15 protein-coding genes and 6 tRNA genes are annotated in these 18,514 nt (G+C 48.1%); 14 read left to right on the top strand and 7 right to left on the bottom strand.

Features of this window, described 5'->3' with window-relative positions; genetic code table 11:
• Window positions 1–59: 59 nt before the first annotated feature.
• Both rrtA and OKC24_RS03045 read left to right on the top strand, forming a co-directional pair.
• Window positions 60–644, top strand: coding sequence for a rhombosortase (rrtA, locus tag OKC24_RS03050; protein ID WP_131276105.1), 585 nt, complete (start codon window positions 60–62; stop codon window positions 642–644).
• Between the two features lie 224 nt (window positions 645–868).
• Entirely contained in the window at window positions 869–3,067 is a 2,199-nt protein-coding gene (locus tag OKC24_RS03045; RefSeq protein ID WP_131276104.1) for a TRAP transporter large permease subunit, read from the top strand.
• A 344-nt stretch (window positions 3,068–3,411) separates the two neighbouring features.
• Here the strand turns inward: OKC24_RS03045 and OKC24_RS03040 are convergent, their stop codons facing one another.
• The 4 genes from OKC24_RS03040 to rnr all read right to left on the bottom strand — a co-directional run bounded on the left by OKC24_RS03040 (window position 3,412) and on the right by rnr (window position 8,977).
• The gene (locus tag OKC24_RS03040) at window positions 3,412–3,837 is read right to left on the bottom strand and encodes a hypothetical protein (RefSeq protein ID WP_131276102.1); all 426 of its coding nucleotides are present in this window, start codon (window positions 3,835–3,837) and stop codon (window positions 3,412–3,414) included.
• A gap of 15 nt (window positions 3,838–3,852) precedes the next feature.
• On the bottom strand, window positions 3,853–4,062 hold the full coding sequence (locus OKC24_RS03035; RefSeq protein WP_171065538.1) for a YheV family putative zinc ribbon protein: 210 nt from the start codon (window positions 4,060–4,062) through the stop codon (window positions 3,853–3,855).
• Window positions 4,063–4,110: 48 nt separating this feature from the next.
• Window positions 4,111–6,141: a M3 family metallopeptidase gene (locus OKC24_RS03030; RefSeq protein WP_265464767.1), complete on the bottom strand. Its 2,031-nt coding sequence runs from the start codon at window positions 6,139–6,141 to the stop codon at window positions 4,111–4,113.
• A gap of 376 nt (window positions 6,142–6,517) precedes the next feature.
• Window positions 6,518–8,977, bottom strand: coding sequence for a ribonuclease R (rnr, locus tag OKC24_RS03025; protein ID WP_213073134.1), 2,460 nt, complete (start codon window positions 8,975–8,977; stop codon window positions 6,518–6,520).
• Between the two features lie 266 nt (window positions 8,978–9,243).
• On the opposite strand from rnr, the gene OKC24_RS03020 reads away from it, so the two are divergent.
• The 7 genes from OKC24_RS03020 (at window position 9,244) to OKC24_RS02990 (ending at window position 10,851) form a co-directional block, all read left to right on the top strand.
• Window positions 9,244–9,333, top strand: a tRNA-Ser gene (locus OKC24_RS03020).
• A gap of 15 nt (window positions 9,334–9,348) precedes the next feature.
• Window positions 9,349–9,425 (top strand) — tRNA-Arg (locus OKC24_RS03015).
• A gap of 48 nt (window positions 9,426–9,473) precedes the next feature.
• A tRNA-Arg gene (locus OKC24_RS03010) sits at window positions 9,474–9,550 on the top strand.
• Between the two features lie 48 nt (window positions 9,551–9,598).
• Window positions 9,599–9,675: transfer RNA gene (locus tag OKC24_RS03005), tRNA-Arg, on the top strand.
• 48 nt (window positions 9,676–9,723) lie between these two features.
• Window positions 9,724–9,800, top strand: a tRNA-Arg gene (locus tag OKC24_RS03000).
• Window positions 9,801–9,931: 131 nt separating this feature from the next.
• Window positions 9,932–10,531 carry a dihydrofolate reductase family protein gene (locus OKC24_RS02995; protein WP_130143890.1) on the top strand — a complete coding sequence of 200 codons (600 nt, stop codon included), beginning with the start codon at window positions 9,932–9,934 and terminating at the stop codon, window positions 10,529–10,531.
• Window positions 10,532–10,774: 243 nt separating this feature from the next.
• Window positions 10,775–10,851: transfer RNA gene (locus OKC24_RS02990), tRNA-Arg, on the top strand.
• Between the two features lie 95 nt (window positions 10,852–10,946).
• Here OKC24_RS02990 and OKC24_RS02985 read toward each other — a convergent pair.
• Window positions 10,947–12,257, bottom strand: a complete 1,311-nt coding sequence (locus OKC24_RS02985) for an SRPBCC family protein (protein WP_131276100.1) — start codon at window positions 12,255–12,257, stop codon at window positions 10,947–10,949.
• Between the two features lie 163 nt (window positions 12,258–12,420).
• Between OKC24_RS02985 and OKC24_RS02980 the strand changes: the two genes are divergently transcribed.
• Both OKC24_RS02980 and OKC24_RS02975 read left to right on the top strand, forming a co-directional pair.
• The gene (locus OKC24_RS02980; protein ID WP_130143889.1) at window positions 12,421–12,918 is read left to right on the top strand and encodes a YcxB family protein; all 498 of its coding nucleotides are present in this window, start codon (window positions 12,421–12,423) and stop codon (window positions 12,916–12,918) included.
• Between the two features lie 55 nt (window positions 12,919–12,973).
• Window positions 12,974–13,615, top strand: coding sequence for a fumarylacetoacetate hydrolase family protein (locus OKC24_RS02975; RefSeq protein WP_130143888.1), 642 nt, complete (start codon window positions 12,974–12,976; stop codon window positions 13,613–13,615).
• Between the two features lie 286 nt (window positions 13,616–13,901).
• Here OKC24_RS02975 and OKC24_RS02970 read toward each other — a convergent pair whose 3' ends face one another.
• Window positions 13,902–14,702 (bottom strand): AraC family transcriptional regulator, encoded by an 801-nt coding sequence (locus OKC24_RS02970; RefSeq protein WP_130143887.1) that lies wholly within the window; start codon window positions 14,700–14,702, stop codon window positions 13,902–13,904.
• A 102-nt stretch (window positions 14,703–14,804) separates the two neighbouring features.
• Between OKC24_RS02970 and OKC24_RS02965 the strand changes: the two genes are divergently transcribed.
• The gene (locus tag OKC24_RS02965; RefSeq protein WP_165499127.1) at window positions 14,805–15,734 is read left to right on the top strand and encodes a DMT family transporter; all 930 of its coding nucleotides are present in this window, start codon (window positions 14,805–14,807) and stop codon (window positions 15,732–15,734) included.
• A gap of 196 nt (window positions 15,735–15,930) precedes the next feature.
• Here OKC24_RS02965 and OKC24_RS02960 read toward each other — a convergent pair whose 3' ends face one another.
• Window positions 15,931–17,181, bottom strand: a complete 1,251-nt coding sequence (locus OKC24_RS02960; protein WP_131276099.1) for a YihY family inner membrane protein — start codon at window positions 17,179–17,181, stop codon at window positions 15,931–15,933.
• Window positions 17,182–17,295: 114 nt separating this feature from the next.
• On the opposite strand from OKC24_RS02960, the gene wrbA reads away from it, so the two are divergent.
• Window positions 17,296–17,886 carry an NAD(P)H:quinone oxidoreductase gene (gene wrbA, locus OKC24_RS02955; RefSeq protein WP_131276098.1) on the top strand — a complete coding sequence of 197 codons (591 nt, stop codon included), beginning with the start codon at window positions 17,296–17,298 and terminating at the stop codon, window positions 17,884–17,886.
• A 384-nt stretch (window positions 17,887–18,270) separates the two neighbouring features.
• On the top strand, window positions 18,271–18,450 hold the full coding sequence (locus OKC24_RS02950) for a hypothetical protein (RefSeq protein ID WP_131276097.1): 180 nt from the start codon (window positions 18,271–18,273) through the stop codon (window positions 18,448–18,450).
• Window positions 18,451–18,514: the final 64 nt, after the last annotated feature.

The following is an 18,514-nucleotide window of genomic DNA, read 5'->3' as shown; positions in this document are numbered from 1 at the left end:
GCCTGAATTGCCTGTAGGTTCTTAAGGCTTCTGTTTTAGGACGCACACAGGGAGTGCGCATGAAAGATCACTATCTGAAACGGAAAATTGTTTTTATCGCTGCGGTTTTCTCTGTCTGCGCTTGCCTACAGATCTTTAAAGACTCTTTTTTTTATCTGCATCAGGTTCTGTTCGCAGAGCCTTGGCGTCTTTGGACCGGGCATTGGGTGCATGTTGGCTGGATGCATTATTTTTTAAATATGCTGGCTTTTATGTGCCTGCCGTTTATTTTCCCGCGGGCCTCAGTATGGCATTTCACCGCCTTGCTGATTGTACTGCCGCCTTTGATTAGCCTCAGTTTTTACTATTTTTTACCCGACATTGAAGCTTATGCGGGGTTGTCTGGCGTGCTGCATGGCGCCTATGCCGCCATCGCCTGCGTGCATTTAATTTATAAGCGCGAACGCAATTTTGCAGCTTTGGTGCTTTTTCTTATTTTGGCAAAATTGATTTGGGAAAATACCGTAGGCAGTACAGGAACTGCGCAGCTGATAGGCAGCCCTGTCTTGGTTGAGGCGCATCTGCTGGGGGTGATTTGGGGAATTGGCGCTGCCAGCGCGTATTTAATCATGGAGCATTATGCAGACCGCTATATGCATGATTAATACTGTTGATGGTTGAATTTAAATGTAATTTAAGGTGACTAGTGACTAAGTTGACATTTAAAACATAAAAGAAAATAGATATTGTCATTTTCAAAAACTGAAAAGTCATGCAAATTTGAAATGAATAAAAAGCAATAGGCTCGGAGAAAGGATCTTTTCCAGCCGACAGGACAAGGATGCAGCGCCTCTGTGCTTTGCAGCCAAAAATAAAAATAGGACAGCTCATGCAAAATAATGAACACAGCAGATCGGGACTGGGTCTGTTAAGTTACATATGGAACGAGTGGATTTCGACCTTCGTAGTTTTAATTTTATTGCTGCTGACGCTCATTATTGGCACGGGTGAAATGATTCATGGCCAGCTGCTGCGTACAGGCGAACGCCTCTATGGCAATGAGGCGATTGGCATGCAGTATTCATTCCTGCGCGCAGAGCCGGTAAAGCCGGACTGTGACCGCCATCCGAATGTGGACGCTTTGGTGCAGGCGCAAATGAAGCAGAATGCCAATGATGAGTTTGCTGATATTTTCGGTACAGCATCGGCAGCGGATGTACGCGCATCAGTGCAGGCTGGCGTACAGCAGTGCGAAGAGAAATACCAGTTTTACGACAAAGCGGAGAAATATTTGGATGACCATCCAAGTATCCGCACCTACCGCGCGATTGAAACCACTTTTTTCGGTATTTTTAAATTCGGCTCCGAAAACCGGGTGCTGATTTTACTGCTGCTGGTGCTGGTTTCTGCGATTACGGCTTCGGTCAAATTCCATCATATCGGCCTGCGGGCGCCAACGACTAAGCTGGATTACAGAGTTTATGCTTTGTTTATGGCGATTGGTAATGGCCTGCTGACCTTTTCAGTGTACAGTCAATTCAATTCTGTATTGAATTCAGGTGTCAAATCGACAGGTGAAACACTGGCGATTTACTGGCTATGGCTGGCGCTATTTGGCATAGTCATGCTGATCAGCATTTTCCAATTCTTTAAAACCCCAGCGGTTAAAGAACCAGGTCCAGGCAATATTGGCTTTGCTTTATTGAGTGTGCCGCTGTATGCCTATATGGCCATTATTACCGGCGTCGCTTTTACATTTTTCATGGATTATCCGATGGGCCAGGGCATTTACCTGGGCCAATTGGTTGAGTTCTCCGGCATTTTCTTAAACTTGGCGCTGTTTATCTGGGCGGGTATGCTGCTGACGCAAACCCGTATTATGGATTTGTTTCTTGGGATTTTGCGTCCGTGGAATTTGGCGCCCGAAACACTGACCTGGCTGATTTTAATTGCAGCAGCAATTCCTACCGCATATACCGGCGCATCGGGTATTTTTGTCGTTGCAGCCGGCGCGATCATTTATAAGGAAGTCTGGAACTCGGGTTCACGCCGTCAATTCGCTTTGGCTGTCTCTGCTATGTCCGGTTCTTTAGGCGTAGTTATCCGTCCATGCTTGCTGATTATTTTGATTTCAATGCTGGACAGCCGCCATGTCACCTCGGATGAGCTGTTTGATCACGGCATTTATGTTTTCTGGCTGACGGCATTTATTTTCTTAGGCATTTCGCTGTTCTTGGCGGAAACCCGCTTCCGCGTCAATTCGCCAAAAGTTGCTGTGCCCGGCATGCTGAAAGCCTTTATTCCTGTGATTCCTTATATTGTGCTGACTTTCATTGTGATTGCCTTCTACAAGTATGGTCTAGACACGCAGATGGATGAATTCACTGCGCCTGTCGTGCTGCCAATTCTGCTCATTGCTTATATTATGTTTGACCGCTGGTTTGCAGACCGCTTTATCAAAGAGCCGATTGATAAGCACGCTGCGATTACTTTGCAGCATGAGCAAAGTTCTGAGTTTATGCGCGAGCATGGCGGACATGGCGTCAACCGCCGCAGTTTCAGCAATTCTATTTGGTTTGCTTCTTCTGAAACGGTTGGCCATATTGGTGCGCTGATTATCCTGATGGCGCTTTCAGCAAGTGTCGGCGGGCTGATTGAACGAACTGAAATTGTTGAGTTGCTGCCAACGCATTTGGGCAATATCTATATTTCCTTGGCCTTTATCGCGCTGCTGCTTGCGATTGTCGGCATGACTACCGACCCGTTTGGCGCAGTCATTTTAGTGGCGGCAACCATTGCGCCTGTAGCGTATGAAAATGGCATTCATCCGATCCACTTCTGGATGATCGTGCTGGTGGCGTTTGAGCTGGGGTATGTCTCGCCGCCGGTTGCACTGAATCATTTGCTGACGCGGCTGTCGGTTGGCGATGAAGAAGTGCGGGCTGCAGATGCGGAAGCCAAAGCAATGTATACCAATTTCTACTACCGCTATGAGCGCTGGATCCTGCCGATTATGGTTTTATTCCCGTCGCTGCTGGTGGTAACTTATGCGCCTTATATTTTCAAATTGTTCGGCTGGTACCATTAAGCCGCAGCATTAGGAAATGAGCTAAAATAGCGCCTTCGGGCGCTTTTTTATGCACTTCTTTTTGACGCTCTGAACTGCCTAAGCTTTTTGCGGCGGCGGGCTGTACAGTAAGCTGGCGCCTAAGCCAAGGATGAACAGTTGATTGAACAGGCCGCAAGTCTGCGGAAAAAGACGCTGGCGGCATGGTTAACGCCACAGAGAGCAAAACGGATGCAAATGCATAAAAGGGCGGATAGTGTTTACAGGCCAAGGGCCTTAAACAGGCCGCGCTTTGCGGGAGCATGCGGCATAAGAAAAAAGGCTAGAAAGTGGCGGATATTCTAGCCTCAATTGAATTGATGAAATTATGGCTTTTGGGACAGCTGAGCTTCGAGCAATTTAATTTGCTCTTCTTTGAGCTTAATCAGCTGGTCAGCATCGGTATGCTGCGCTTTCAGCGTTTTTTCCTGTTCATTCAGCTGCGATTGAATATCTTCCAATTTTGCGATTTCTTCTTTAGCTAAAGCCGCATTTTCAGGCACAGGCGCCTGCAGAATATCTTCATCGGCCAATTTGGCTGCAGTGGAAACAGCTTCAGGCGCCGCCGCAGGAGGTTTTAGCGTTTCCGCGGACGCTGCTTTCACAGGCGCAGCATCAGCCTGATGCGGCGGCAAATCTTCTGCATTGGACGCCATCATCCACTGATAGGTTAAGAACAGTGCGATGACAGCAATTAATCCCCCAACAATCCCGATTAAAAGTTTCGGGCTATGCCTTTGATCTTCAAACATATAAAAGCCTTGTTGTTATTTCGGCTGGCGAGGCTTGAATTGAATAACGCCGATGTCATCTGGAACAGCCGGCGTTTCCGGTTCTTCCACATGCGTCGGGCGGTTTTCACTGTAACCGCAGTCAATGCATTCAATCCATTCATCGTCGCCTGAAGTCAGCATGACGACTCGATCTAACGCCTGGCATTTTGGACATTTTGCTCCAGCAATGAAACGGCGTTTAATGGTCATCCTGCTACCCTCAATCAAACTAAGGCAACTAGTTTAAGCGTTTTATGATGCGTTCGTCCAACCTTGATGACGAAGCAAAGCATCTATTTTTGGCTCGCGTCCGCGGAAATTGATAAATGCGTCAAGGGCTGTATCTTTTCCGCCAACTGCTAGAATAAACTGCCGAAACTGTTTTCCAGTCTCTGTGTTGAAGATGCCTTCTTTTTCGAAACGGTCAAAGGCATCACTGGCCAAAACTTCTGCCCATTTATATGAATAATAGCCAGCCGCATAGCCGCCCGCAAAAATATGGCTGAATCCGTGCTGAAAGCGGTTATAGCTGGCATTGGGCGCAACTGCATATTTTTGACGGATTTCATCCAGTGTGGCCTGAATTTGAGCCGCGTTTAGCGCAGGTGTTGTTTTGTGAATATTCAAGTCAAATAAGGCAAATTCTATCTGGCGCAGCGACTGCATGCCGGATTGAAAATGGCGGGCGTCCAGCAGCGCTTTCAGCAGGTCTGCCGGCAGGGACTCATGGCTTCCGATGTGCTCGCTCAGCAGGTCTAAGCTGTCTTTATCCCAGGTCCAAAACTCCATAAACTGGCTAGGCAATTCTACGGCATCCCAGGCGACGCCGTGTGTGCCTGCGACTGCGATATTATCGACTTCTGTCAGCATATGATGCAGGCCGTGTCCAAATTCATGGAAAAGCGTATTCACTTCATCATGCGTAAGCAGCGCAGGCTGATCGCCCACAGGCGGGGTAAAGTTGCAAACCATGTAGCAAATCGGTTTTTGCAGGCCGCTGGCGGTTTGCATGCGCGAACGGAAACCGCTCATCCATGCGCCGCCGCGTTTGCCGCTGCGCGCGTATAAATCGAAGTAGAATCCGCCGACCACAGCGCCTTGATCTTCCAGTTCGAAATAGCGGGCGTCTGGATGCCAAACCGGCGCTTCACGTTCGACAATATTAATGCCGTATAAACGGTTGACGATACCGAACAAGCCTTGCAGGATTTTGGGCGCAGGGAAGTAGGGCTTGAGGGCCTCCTGTGACAAATTGAATTGCTGCATTTTCAGCTTTTCGCTGTAGTAGCCGGTGTCCCATGGCTGCAATTCTGTGATGCCGTCAGCCGCCGCAATAGCTTTGAGTTCTGCAATTTCCTTTTCTGCCGGCTTGCGCGCATGTTCTGCCAAATCGACTAAAAATTGATTGACGGTTTCCACATCCGGCGCCATTTTGCTGGCAAGTGATAATTCTGCGTAATTGTTGAAGCCCAGCAGCTGCGCCATTTCCTGACGCAGGCTGAGGATTTCTTCCATTGCGGAAGTATTGTCAAACTCGGGATGGCCGCCTAATTCAGAGGCTTTGGTGGTGTAGGCTTTATACAGTTCTTCACGCAGTTCACGGCTGGCCGCATAAGTCATAATAGCCAAATAGGATGGGATATCCAAAGTGGCTGCCGGCTGTTCCAGCTCGCGCTGCTGGCCGTACTGCTTCAATAATTCAATGCTGCTTTGCGGCAGGCCTTCCAGATGCGCTTCACTCAGCGGTTTAAAGTAGGCTTGTGTTGCATCCAATACATGGTTGGAAAAGTCAGAAGACAATTGCGACAGGCGCGAAGAGATCTCTGCATAGCGCTTTTTGGCTTCGCCCTCTAACGCGACGCCAGACAGTTTAAAGTCACGCAGGGCAAGTTTTACCGCGCTCTGCTGCGCTGCAGGCAACGTGCTGAAAATACTGTTGTCATGCACTTGCTGATAAGTCTGATACAGCGCCGTATGCTGACCAAGCGCTGTGTAATATTCACTGAGTGCAGGCAAAAGCGCTTGATGCACTTCACGAGTCTCTGCATTGTTCATTACGGCATTTAGGTGTGACAGCACGCCCCAAGACTCACTCATATTATTTTCGAGATGGTCGACGGTGTCTAAAACCTGCAGCTGCGCTTGAATGCTGTCTGGAACTGCGGTCAGTTCATTTAAAAAATCCTGTCCATGCTGAATGGCCTGTTCAATCTGTAATTTCAGCTGATTTAATTGAATTTGATCGAATTGCGGAACGGGCAGAGTTGCCTTTTCTAATGCCATAATGGTAATGCCGTATAAAAATATTCTGTGTTATGTGTAGATGTAAGGCTTAAGTGTAGGGAAATCAAGGCTGAATCAGCATTTATTCAGCGATGGGCTGAGTTTTAACTGTGTTGAAAGCATGCTCCAGATAGATCGAACTTGCGGGGGGGGCTGGGAGATGACTTAGGTTATTTTAATACTGGCGCTGCATCATAATTCGGGAGATTGTATTGGGCAGTTTGCAAATCGCGCTGGCAAGCCAGCATCGATTTTCCGAATGCTGTTTAAAGATGCTTAGCTTTGCCAGTGCTGCATTTTCCAAGCAGGTGACTTTTATTTGCATTCACTGCATAAAAAAAAGAGCGCCGAAGCGCTCTTTTAATGGTTGCCGCAATTACTCAGTTTTCGCTTTGGCATTGGCCTTTTTCTTTTTTGCCTTGGCTTTTTTCTTTACTTTATCTTTAGCCTTTGCTTCAGATTTAGCTGCAGATTTTTTATCAGACTTTGCGCCGTAAGAGCTTGGTTTTGATTTGGACTTTTTCTTTCGAATGGGACGTTCTCCGTCTTCACTGACAGTGGCTTTGCCCTGTTCAGAAAAGACTTCTTCCTTGGCATCACCGCGCGGGGCTGGTCTAGCATCGGCGCGCTGCGCCGGTTTAGCGACGCGCGGCGCCCGGCTGCGTACAGCGCGGCCTCCGTGTGTCAGCTGCTGCAGCAATTCAAAATCAATTTTGCGCTCTTCCATGTTTACGCCGGCAACTTTCACCTTGACTTCATCACCTAGGCTGAACGTTTGGCCATGGCCTTTGCCAATGAGGCTTTGGCTCGGCTGATCAAAGACAAAAAAGTCATCGCCTAATTGGCTGACATGCACCATGCCGTCAACATATAAGTCTTTTAAGGTAACAAATAAGCCAAACTCCGCGACAGCAGAAATCGTGCCGGTAAATTCTTCACCCAAATGCTGATGCATATAATGGCATTTCAGCCATGCAGTTACAGAACGGGATGCTTCATCTGCACGGCGTTCGGTTGCGGAGAAATGCTCACCGGCATCACTCAAAGACTGGCCCGATAATGGGAACGGTTTCTTCTGCAGATGCGCTTTAATCGCGCGGTGCAGCAGCAAGTCCGGGTAGCGGCGGATAGGCGATGTGAAGTGCGTATATGCTTCATAGGCTAAACCGAAATGGCCTGCATTGTCTGGGCCATAGTAGGCCTGCATCATTGAGCGCAGCAGCACGGCATGAATGCTTGGCGCATCAATGCGGTCTTTGGTAGCTTCAATGACGGCCTGATAATCCGCCTGAGTCGGCTGTTCCGGGAAGTTCATGCCCAGCAGCTTCACAAAATCACGAACTTTCTGAATGCGGGAAAACTCTGGCGGCTCATGCACACGGTACAGCATCGGAATTTCATTTTTCAATGCATAGTCCGCTGCAGCGACATTGGCCAGCAGCATGCATTCTTCAATCAGTTTGTGCGCTTCATTGCGTGAACGCGGCAGAATTTCTTTAATGCCGCCCAATTCATCAAAGGTCATGTAGGTTTCGACCGTTTCGAATTCCATCGCATGACGTTCTGCCCGCAGGCCTTTTAAGACTTGATACAGCTGGAACAGCGTATTCAATGATTTGCGCACATCGCGGTCTTCGGTGACCGCTTTGCTGTCGCCGTCAAAATACTGCGCAACTTGCGTATACGTCAGGCGCGCTTTAGAGTGCATGACCGACGGATAGAACTCATAGCCCGTTACCCGGCCAGCGCGTGACAGTTTCAAGTCGCAGACCATGCATAAGCGGTCAACATTTGGATTCAGCGAACAAAGGCCATTCGACAGCGCTTCCGGCAGCATCGGCAGAACAAAATGCGGGAAGTACACCGACGTGCCGCGTTCTTGCGCTTCATCATCCAGCGGCTTGCCTACACGCACATAATGGCTGACATCGGCAATCGCCACCACGACGCGGTAGCCTCCGCCAGCGCGTTTTTCTGCATACACCGCATCATCAAAGTCGCGGGCATCTTCACCGTCAATGGTCACCAATGGCAAATCGCGCAGATCGATGCGGCCTTTGCAGTCTTGATCCGACGGCTCTTTAAAGCTTTCGGCTTCTTTAATTACCGCTTCAGGAAACTCATACGGCAAGCCGTACTCTAAAATGGTTTGCGGAATAATGATTTCAGTATCAGCTTTATCCGCCATCGACTGCACGATATGGCCTGTCGCAAATTCATCTTTGGTTGGGTAGGTGTCAATAGCGACACGGATAGAATCGCCTACTTTGACTTTGGCATGCTCAATCAGCTCTTTTTCTAAGGTAATGGGCTGATGCGCATTGGGATTGGCGGGCTGGATAAAATATTCGCCATCGTATATTGATACTTTTCCGATAATTTCTTTCACCCGGTGCTGCAGAACTTCGGTAATAAAGCCCCAGGCTTTGCCTTTGCGGTCTACCGATGTCTGGCGGACTTTAACCCGGTCGCCGTTAAAGACTTGGCGCAGTTCACGCTCCGGCAGCAGCAGATCATCCTGACCTGAGATATTGGCCGTGCCCAAGCCTTTACTGTTAATGTACACCGTTGCTTCATGGGTCGGCTGTTCTTCAGCCAACTGAAATTTAAAGCCGTCTTTCATCAGCTGTCCGTCACGCACCATGGCAATTAAGCGATGGCTCAGGGCATCAATGCTTTTTTGATCGGCAATTTCAAAATGCTCGACAAGATCTGCATGCGACAGCGCAGTTTCGCGCTGTTCAATGGTTTCCAAAATCAGCTTGCGGCTGGGGATTGGATTTTCGTAACGTTCGGCTTCAGCTTTTGCTTCAGGGTCGACCCAATTTTTCATAATGTCTTTGGCTTCAAGTCAGAAGATTAGGATTAGCATAAGACATGCAGCAGGATACTGCACGTAAATGATTGCAATATTGTGTTCTAAGTTGGCATTTTACGACGTTTGCAGTTTTTATGGCTGGCGAATAGCGTCTTTTTCCAGCGATTACCGTTAAAGTTTCTGAAAATCGTTTAAAAAATATTTAATTGAGCAAAAAAAAGCAAAAAAACAGTGTGCATTGCTTGCAGTGCAGCGGTTAAGTTTGTATTATGGCGCCACGTTACGGTGAGATGGGTGAGTGGCTGAAACCACGTCCCTGCTAAGGACGCATACGGGTAACTGTATCGAGGGTTCGAATCCCTCTCTCACCGCCACGCTTTACTTATGTCGCGCTCATAGCTCAGCTGGATAGAGCACTTGGCTACGAACTAAGGGGTCGGGAGTTCGAATCTCTCTGAGCGCACCAATAAGTAAACACGAAAAGTAACGTAAGCCGTTAAGGCACACAAGTTTAGCGCTCATAGCTCAGCTGGATAGAGCACTTGGCTACGAACTAAGGGGTCGGGAGTTCGAATCTCTCTGAGCGCACCAATAAGTAAACACGAAAAGTAACGTAAGCCGTTAAGGCACACAAGTTTAGCGCTCATAGCTCAGCTGGATAGAGCACTTGGCTACGAACTAAGGGGTCGGGAGTTCGAATCTCTCTGAGCGCACCAATAAGTAAACACGAAAAGTAACGTAAGCCGTTAAGGCACACAAGTTTAGCGCTCATAGCTCAGCTGGATAGAGCACTTGGCTACGAACTAAGGGGTCGGGAGTTCGAATCTCTCTGAGCGCACCAACTTGAACAAATTACCGCACATGTTGCGGTTTTTTTGTGTCTGAATTTTGGCTTTTGCTCTTTATTTTGAAAATAAGATTAGTATAAAAAGAATCGAACACTGACCCTTCAATACTGGGGGAGTGCATAGCATGAGAACACTCATTGTGCAGGAATTCATCACGCTGGATGGCGTGATGCAGGCGCCGGGCGGAGCAGAGGAAGACTCTTCAGGCGGATTTCGGCATGGCGGCTGGGCAGCGCCCTATTTTGCAGAGAATGACGCCGTACTTGCTGCGGTTATGCGCGCATGGATGCAGCCGATGGATATTTTGCTGGGACGCAAAACCTTTGAAATTTGGGCGCCATACTGGCCAGCGCATGATGCGCTGTGGCCTGGAATCAATAAGGTGGCCAAATATGTGCTGTCTAGGACTTTGGCGCATTCAGACTGGCAAAATACGGTTTTCCTGCAACAGCTGGAGGACGTGCGAAAAATAAAAGCCGGCCGCGGCGGCGCGATTAAAGTCCATGGCAGCGCGCAGCTGGTTCAGGCCTTGCTGGCGCATGACCTTGCCGATGAGCTGCAGCTGATGATTTTTCCATTGCTGCTGGGCCAAGGCAAGCGCTTATTTGCAGCCAATGCAGTTCCAGCGGCCTATGCCTTGAAAGATCATGCTGTGACAGCCAGCGGCGTAGTTTTTGCGCACTATGTCCGCGGCGGCGCCGTGGAAATGGGCCATTTGGGCTGAAACGCTGTTGAAAATATGTATAGGTTTTGCTGAATAGCGGAACCGCAGATGCCGTTTTAGCCGGATCTGCGCGGATTCAAATTAAATGCTGCAGTCATGCATGGCTTTGAAATCGGCGAATCTGCAGGGTTTAGCGGGGATTCTGAGCGGATGCGCCTAAATACTAGACGGTCAGTTGGAATTATACAAATAAGCGCTTAACAAAAGTTGAAAATCACGTATAATGCATTCCATCAAGACGTCGCGCTCATAGCTCAGCTGGATAGAGCACTTGGCTACGAACTAAGGGGTCGGGAGTTCGAATCTCTCTGAGCGCACCAACTTGATCAAGACTGAAAAACCGCACATGCTGCGGTTTTTTTGTGCCTGTTATTTATGCGTTGACCTATCGGAAATAAATATTACAGTTACCCAGTTATCTAACTTTTTGCCAGATTTTTAATGCAAATACCGTGTTGCCGCCGACAGCGGGCAGCATCTCATGATAAGGCATGCTCCGCATAGCGCGCAGCAGAAAGGGCGCACTGTCATCAATTTTCACTGCGCTGGTAATATTCAGCAGGCTGCCTTGCTTGAATGGCATCAGGCGCATTGCCCCGCGGACAAGTTTTAAATCGCCGCCAGTCGCATGAAACTGATTTTGCAGGGCATTTGGGGAATCAAAGCACATTTTGAAATCGAAAGGAATGCTGATCACGCCTAAGCCGACTGAAATGCGGTAATCGGCATCCAGCTGTCTCTGATTGATCTGTTTAATTTTGAATGATTTGATCTGATTGGGAAACAATTGCTGAAAAGCGGGAGGCGCCAGCCATTGCTGCAGCTGTTCCGGCTGCTGCGCATAGTATTGATAACTGGTGCTGAAGCGCATGATTTCAGTATTATTGGCATACTGGATTTTTTGCGCAGGCAAAATAAAACTGACCGGCTCCTGTGATTTTTGACTGATTTGCGCAACCCGCAGCAGCTGCTCTTCGGATAGTTTTACTGCAGGCAGCACGGTCATTGCGGGTTCTGCGGCGCTGCTTTTAAAACGGCGCTGCAGGGCTTCCAGTAAAAAACCGCTGGTGCCGGCTGGAATGCCGAGTTTAGCTTCCGGTACGGCATTTAAAATTTTGCTGAATAAAAAGCCTTTAGGCTTATTCAGGTCACCCCATTGCGTGACTGTAATCAAGGTCTGATTGGGGCTGAGTTCAAACCATTCCAGCTTGCCTGAGCTGTAAGGAACAGGGGCATCTAAGACCAGGCTGCTGATGCTGCTGCCTTCAATCTGATGCTGCATGGTGACACTTTCACGGAAATTCAGCACAGGAATTGGCATAGGGATATGAATAGAATATTGAACAGTGGATACACCTCCCTGCTGTTCCAGTATTTTCGCCTGCTTTAAAGTGGGAAAAAGCCCGGCATAATTGGCATAATTTTGCAGCAGGCGCGCGACATTTTTGCTGCTGGCGGGAACCACCACCGCCGCGCTGTAATATTTGCCAGAGATCCGCTGGCCATATTTCATGGTCGGCAGGCTGATGCTCTGTGCTGGGTGCGCAAAAATGGCAATACTGCTGCCTGTAAATGCCGCCAATTGCTGCGGGCTGTTTTGAAACGGGCTCAGGCTGCTGGGAATTTGCGGCGTCCACTGCACAAAACTGGCTTCGGCCTGAATGGCCGCGCTGCAGCAGGCCAAGATCAAGATGGGGAAAATCGCGGTTTTTATTTTAGGGCGCATATCACATCCTGTTTATGCATTTATTATGGGCAGCATTTTTAACCCATTTTGACAGCAATGAACAGCCTGAATGGGTTGAACGGCAGCGGAAAAAGAATAAGGAAAATGCGCATTTTGGTGTAAGATTTAGCTCAATTTCTATCATTGATGTGCTTATACGCGTATGTCGGACACTCAACCTGCTTTATCGCTGCGTTATTTTTTAAATCTGGAAGAGTCGCAGGACGGCTTTGCTTTAGCGACTTTCGGCAAAAAACAATTGACCCGCTTTGTCACGCCAGTGATCAGCCTGGGCATTATTGCGTGGGGGTTTTATTTAGGGTTTGATGGCGCGGGCCGCTATTATGTTGGGCTGGGCGCTTTTTTCCTGATCATGCAGATTTTGATGCGCTACTGGTTCTTGCCGATGATGTTTAAGCGCCAGTTTGTCAAATATCAATTCGGCAAAAGCGAGCAGGGCATTGACCTGTATCAGGATTATGCTGAACTGCATGCCAATGGCCGCAAAAACACTTTCAATTATGCCGATGTTGCCAATTTTGCATCAGGCAAATTGACTTATATGCTGGAAATGAAAAACCGCACCGTGGTGATTGTACCCAAGCGCGCGTTTGCGAATCCGGCGGACCAAACTGTATTTGAAAATACATTTAAGAAATAGCGTTTAACAGGCGATTAGGCGAAAGCCGATTGCAATAAAACAGGAAGGGAAGATTATGACGACACGTCCATCTAAAATTGTATGCGTGGGCCGCAGCTATGCAGACCATGCCAGAGAACTGGGCAATGCGGTCCCGGATCGTCCTGTTTTGTTTATGAAGCCGCCCAGCGCGCTGACATCATTGGCCGATGGCATTGCATGGAACACTGCGCTGGGCAGCTGCCATTATGAATGCGAATTAAGCCTGCGCATTGACCGTCCCCTGAAAGGTGAGACTGATCCAGTCAAAGCGCTGGATGCCATCGGCGCGGTCACACTAGGTCTGGATTTAACCCTGCGCGATCAGCAGGATGAGCTCAAGAAAAAGGGCCAGCCGTGGGAACGCTGCAAAGCCTATGACGGTTCATGCATTTTATCCGGCTGGGTTGCAGTGGATGATGTGGTGAGCGATTGGAATGATGTGCACTATACGCTGCATGTGAATGATGAACTGCGCCAAAAAGGCGACACGTCGCATTTGATTTTTGATATCGGTTCATTGCTGGCAGACATCAGTCAAGTTTTCAGCTTGGAAGCCGGCGATGTGGTGATGACGGGCACGCCTGCAGGCGTGGCGGCACTGCAGCCAGGCGAGCAGCTGAAAATGACGTTAAAAGGCAAAGCACAGGATTACGTGTGGACGACTTTTGTAAAGTGAATCCGGATCAGGATGCATAAAAAAGAGACCGCTATAAGGCGGTTTTTTTATTGAAATGGCCTAAAAATGGACCGTGTATCGATGCGGACTGATGCACAATGCTCTACTGAATTGAGGCGATTTGAGGAGACGGGCTGCCGTCAGATTCTCTGTCAGATATGTTTGAATAGGCTTAAAGCTTAATTTGCATTCTATTTGTTTAGGGTTTGGATGGATAGTCGAGTGATAAAGCCATCAAACTGCCTGCGCGGCTGCAGTCAATGGTGATGATCAGGCATGCTGATGATTATGGCTGATTCAGCTTTCTAAACTGGTCAGGGGTCAGGTTCATCCAGCGTTTAAACATATTGATAAAGGCTGAGGCATTGGCGTAGCCTAAGTCCAGTGCAATGCTTTCAACTTTTTTGCCCGCAGTCAGCATGCTCATGGCTTTAATCACTTTCAGGCGCTGCCGCCACTCATTTAAAGACATGCCCAATTCTTTCAGGCAGCAGCGTGCAAGAGTGCGCTCAGTCATATTGGCTTGCTGCGCCAGCACCTGCAGCGGGCTGCTGTCGTCCGGATGCTGATGTAAAAAGTCCAAAATCTGCATCAGCGCTGGGTGACTGGAATGCGGCAAATAGCTGCTGACCAATTGCGCCTGCTGCAGCTGATCCAGCATCACCTGCAAAAGGCGCTGATATTCAGCCGAATCTTCAGGCAGAGTACGCTGCCTTAAATGATCAAAAATTGCTGAAACCAAGCTGGAACTGAGCAGAATGCCGGCCTGCTGCGGCATGCGGCTGCACAGGCGCTCGTGCACATATAAGGTTCCATGTGAAACCGCTGTGCGGTTCAGCCCGCTGTGCTGCAAATTAGGCGGCAGCCAAATGCCGTAAGGCGGCGGGGTTATATAATCGACCTGATCAATATGGACTTCCATCACGCCATTAAAGGCATAAATGAATTCTCCCCATGCGTGCCCATGTACGGGGTAGGCTGAAAGCGCGGGATCGTCGCGGAAACTGATCCACAAGGTGCGGGCGATATCATCATTGGTCGGCAGCTGCTTTAAAGAGGCCGGGTCACGCTTGAGGTTTTGCGGCATATCGGTTTGCCTGAATAAAAAGATTTTTTGTCTGATTTTAATTATATCTTTTATTTAAGACAGTTTTATAGTGTGCGCTTGATGAACGGTTGAGTAAGCATTGTGGAACAGCGTAAAGCGCTGGATGTTCAGGCATCTGGCTTAATGATTGTGTTGTGCATGATTTGGGGCATACAGCAGGCGGTACTGAAACTGGCGGCGCCTGACATTTCACCCATCATGCAAATAGCGATCCGTTCAGGGCTGTCTGCTTTGCTTGTCTTTCCCTTAATCCGGCTGCAGCAAGGCGTACACCTCTGCAGCAAGGAGTACCTGCTGCCTGGCATTTGGCTGGCGCTGCTGTTTTCTGCAGAGTTTCTGCTGGTGGCGGAAGCGCTGCGCTACACCACCGCGTCACATACTGTGGTGCTGCTGTACACTGCGCCAATTTTTGTCGCGCTGGGCCTGCACTGGAAATTGCCTGCTGAAAAGCTGAATGCGGTGCAGTGGCTGGGGATTTTTATGGCCTTTGGCGGCATTGCGCTGTCCTTCATCGGGCGCGGTCAGCATGCTGGACAGCAGATTCCGCAAGCTTTATGGGGGGATCTTCTTGCCTTGCTGGCGGGGGGGATGTGGGCATTGACTACCATTTCACTGCGCTTGACCAAACTGGCAGATGCGCCGCCCACACAGACCTTATTTTATCAGCTGGTGGGCGGATTTGTGTTTTTAATGCCGGTCGCTGTGCTGACTGGGCAAGCCGCGGTTCACTGGAGCGCCATCGCGCTAGGCAGCATGGCGTTTCATGTATTGCTGATGTCTTTTTTCAGCCTGATGCTGTGGTTTTGGCTGCTGCGTAAATATTTAGCCAATGGCTTAGGCGTATTTTCATTTTTAACGCCAATTTTCGGCATGATTTTTGGCGTAACCTTTCTGAATGAGCAGATTGAGCCGAACTTTATTCTAGGGACTGCTTTTGTGATGGCGGGTGTTATGACTGTCAGTCTGCATGCATGGATCAGACGCGCTTTGCATCTGGCGGAATCTGCATAATATTTGGTCAGCAGACTAAGGAATATTCAGCCTTAGCAGATAAAAGCCAATGCTGTACTGCCTCAATTTACAGGTTTGGCGGTGCCGGAAAAACGGCCCGGCAACCATGATTTATCCAAGTCAGGGATTAAATATCAAAATTGACATCCAAGGCCATCAATGCATGGCCTTTTATTGAAATGAAGCCAGCGAATGGCTATTTCTCTTCAAAAATAGCTGATAAGGGAATAGCCAGTTTCGCCGCTAAATAATCATCGGATTCAATTAAGAATGGGCCGATGCGTTCCAGCCATTTGTCATCAAAGGCATGGTTGACATCTTCCCGGCGCGGCAGCGGATAAGGCAGCTGCACATAGAAGCTCCAAAAATCAACCTGAGACAAATTGCGCAGCAGCACATAGTTATTGTCGTCGGTGCGTTTAATCAGATTCTGCTTTTCCAGCATTTGCACATAAGACGGCCAGCGTCCAATCTCTTCACGCCCTAAAACATCCAGCGCTTCAGCTTCAGTCACGGTTTGGCCATTTTGCTGCTTTTGATAAAACAGTTCCAAGACATCCAGCAGCATAATGACGGCATGGCGCTTGCGGCGGTGGTGGGTGTCTGCGTTAAATGCGGTCAGCGCAAAGCTGATTTCAACGCCAATTAAGACAATATTCCATGACAGAAAAATCCACAGTAAGAAAATAGGCACAGCGGCAAAAGCGCCGTAAATAATTTCATAGCTGGTGAAATTGGACATGACAAAACTGAACAAATGCTTCAGCAGTTCAAAAACAGTTGCGCTGAATACGCCGGCAAAGAACGCCGCTTTAATTGGCACATTGCGGTTAGGAATGGTCCAATTCAGAATAAAAAAGCCCAAAACCGTAAGCGAAAATGAAATGCACCACAAAATAAAGGCGCCATCCAGTTCATAGCCGGCAAAGTTATTGCTCAGCACATTGATGGACGCGACTGTTGAGGAAATGACAAAAGCGCTGCCCAGAACAATGGGGCCCAATGAAATAATGGTCCAATAGCGCATAAAGCCTAAGATGCCGCCGCGGGTTTCCCGCACGCGCCAGATCCGGTTAAATACGGTTTCAATGCTGGTTAGCATCATGACTGTGGTAACGAACAGAAACAGCACCCCAATCACAGTTAAATTGCTGGACTTATCCGTGAATGCGTTCAGGGCTTTGTCAAATGCAATGGTGGTCTTAGGCAGAAAGTTGCTGTAAATCAGCTGCTGCAATTGCTGGCGCGCGGGTTCCAGCGCTTTAATGGATGAAATAATCACCAAAAAAACCGTCAGCATCGGCACAACAGCGAACAGCGTCGTGTAGGTCAGGGAGCCTGCTTGTTCCCGGCAGCGGTCAGCTTCAAAGCGTCTTATTACAAATAAAACAAACTGAAACCATTTCTTGTCATAAAAGGGAAGTCTTTTTAAATATGCTTCAATCATGCGCTAAAGTCTCAATTTTTTTAATCATATTTCTCAATTTTCACTGCCCAGCTTAACCAAAAAAACGGAAAAATACCGTATAGTTTTCATTTTTAATGTCATTTATCTAAAATTATGCAGCCTTACGTTCTTGTACTTTATTACAGTAAATATGGATCGACCAAAGAAATGGCGCATTTGATTGCCGATGGCGTAGAGTCCGCAGGCACGCAAGTCAAAATCAGAACGGTGCCGAATATTGCGGCTGTTGTGACTGAAGCGGCGCCAAGCATTCCTGATGAAGGTGATATTTATTGTACCTTGGATGATTTAGCGAATTGTTCTGGTCTGGCGCTGGGGTCGCCGACCCGTTTTGGCAATATGGCTTCCGAAATGAAATATTTCCTCGATCAAACCACCAGCCTATGGCTGAATGGCGCACTGCATGGCAAGCCAGCCTGTGTCTTTACCGCCTCAGGCTCGATGCATGGGGGGCAGGAAAGCACGCTGCTGACCATGCTGCCGCCGCTGTTTCATCATGGCATGATGATTATGGGCTTAAGCAATGCGGTGCCGGCGCTGTCCAATACGAAAAGCGGCGGTACGCCGTATGGCGCCAGCCATGTCAGCGGCCCGCGCCATGATCTGTCTTTGAGTCAGGATGAAAAGATTTTATGCGCATCGCAAGGCCAGCGCTTGGGTGAGCTGGTGAAAAAGCTGAACTGAAAAACTGCGGCAGAGCTACAGTCCCCTAAGCATAATTTTTTATAGATTGTTCTATGTAGAGCTGTCTAGATGCAGATTTTGAGTTTTTAACTGTCAGTTCGGGTGGCAGTTAAAACTTTGCAACGAATGAGCGGGGAAAGTGCATAAATTGGTGCTTTTCTCGCTTTTTTTATGTGTTTGAGTAATGCTAAATATCTGATTAAAAAGTATTAAATTAAATAATTTGATCAAAAAAATACCAATTTGCAGTGATATTCAAAAGCATTGAATTCAATTTTAATGGTCACGCTTTTTTACAGTCCTCAGAGGCTGCTTTTTTAGGAATCATCCATTTTGTGTGTGCGGATGATTCTATTTTTTTAATTTTTCCTAAGGGGGAAATAGATGGTTCTTTTAAAATTTCGTACGGTTTTGGCTTGCGGTGCCATGATGATGTCTTCCGTGGTTTTTAGTATGCCTGTGATGCATACGGTAGAGTTTCCTCAAGATAAAAAGCAGGAAATGTCTGTGCAAAAGGAAAAGGCGGAAGCTGCTGAAAAGTTTGCTGCGCTCAATGCGCAATAGTGCTTAAAGTTTAAGATATAAAAAGAGCGCATATGCGCTCTTTTTATATAACTCTCAGACCATG

This window comes from Acinetobacter entericus (assembly GCF_026168575.1).
Lineage (GTDB): Bacteria > Pseudomonadota > Gammaproteobacteria > Pseudomonadales > Moraxellaceae > Acinetobacter > Acinetobacter bouvetii.
This window is presented reverse-complemented; position numbering and strand designations above follow the sequence as displayed.

What these genes read in the sequence shown, in the direction of transcription:
- rrtA (WP_131276105.1), top strand. Translation starts at nt 60, where the DNA reads ATGAAAGATCACTATCTGAAACGGAAAATTGTTTTTATCGCTGCGGTT.
- OKC24_RS03045 (WP_131276104.1), top strand. Translation starts at nt 869, where the DNA reads ATGCAAAATAATGAACACAGCAGATCGGGACTGGGTCTGTTAAGTTAC.
- OKC24_RS03040 (WP_131276102.1), bottom strand. Translation starts at nt 3,837, where the DNA reads ATGTTTGAAGATCAAAGGCATAGCCCGAAACTTTTAATCGGGATTGTT.
- OKC24_RS03030 (WP_265464767.1), bottom strand. Translation starts at nt 6,141, where the DNA reads ATGGCATTAGAAAAGGCAACTCTGCCCGTTCCGCAATTCGATCAAATT.
- OKC24_RS02995 (WP_130143890.1), top strand. Translation starts at nt 9,932, where the DNA reads ATGAGAACACTCATTGTGCAGGAATTCATCACGCTGGATGGCGTGATG.
- OKC24_RS02985 (WP_131276100.1), bottom strand. Translation starts at nt 12,257, where the DNA reads ATGCGCCCTAAAATAAAAACCGCGATTTTCCCCATCTTGATCTTGGCC.
- OKC24_RS02980 (WP_130143889.1), top strand. Translation starts at nt 12,421, where the DNA reads ATGTCGGACACTCAACCTGCTTTATCGCTGCGTTATTTTTTAAATCTG.
- OKC24_RS02975 (WP_130143888.1), top strand. Translation starts at nt 12,974, where the DNA reads ATGACGACACGTCCATCTAAAATTGTATGCGTGGGCCGCAGCTATGCA.
- OKC24_RS02970 (WP_130143887.1), bottom strand. Translation starts at nt 14,702, where the DNA reads ATGCCGCAAAACCTCAAGCGTGACCCGGCCTCTTTAAAGCAGCTGCCG.
- OKC24_RS02960 (WP_131276099.1), bottom strand. Translation starts at nt 17,181, where the DNA reads ATGATTGAAGCATATTTAAAAAGACTTCCCTTTTATGACAAGAAATGG.
- wrbA (WP_131276098.1), top strand. Translation starts at nt 17,296, where the DNA reads ATGCAGCCTTACGTTCTTGTACTTTATTACAGTAAATATGGATCGACC.
- OKC24_RS02950 (WP_131276097.1), top strand. Translation starts at nt 18,271, where the DNA reads ATGGTTCTTTTAAAATTTCGTACGGTTTTGGCTTGCGGTGCCATGATG.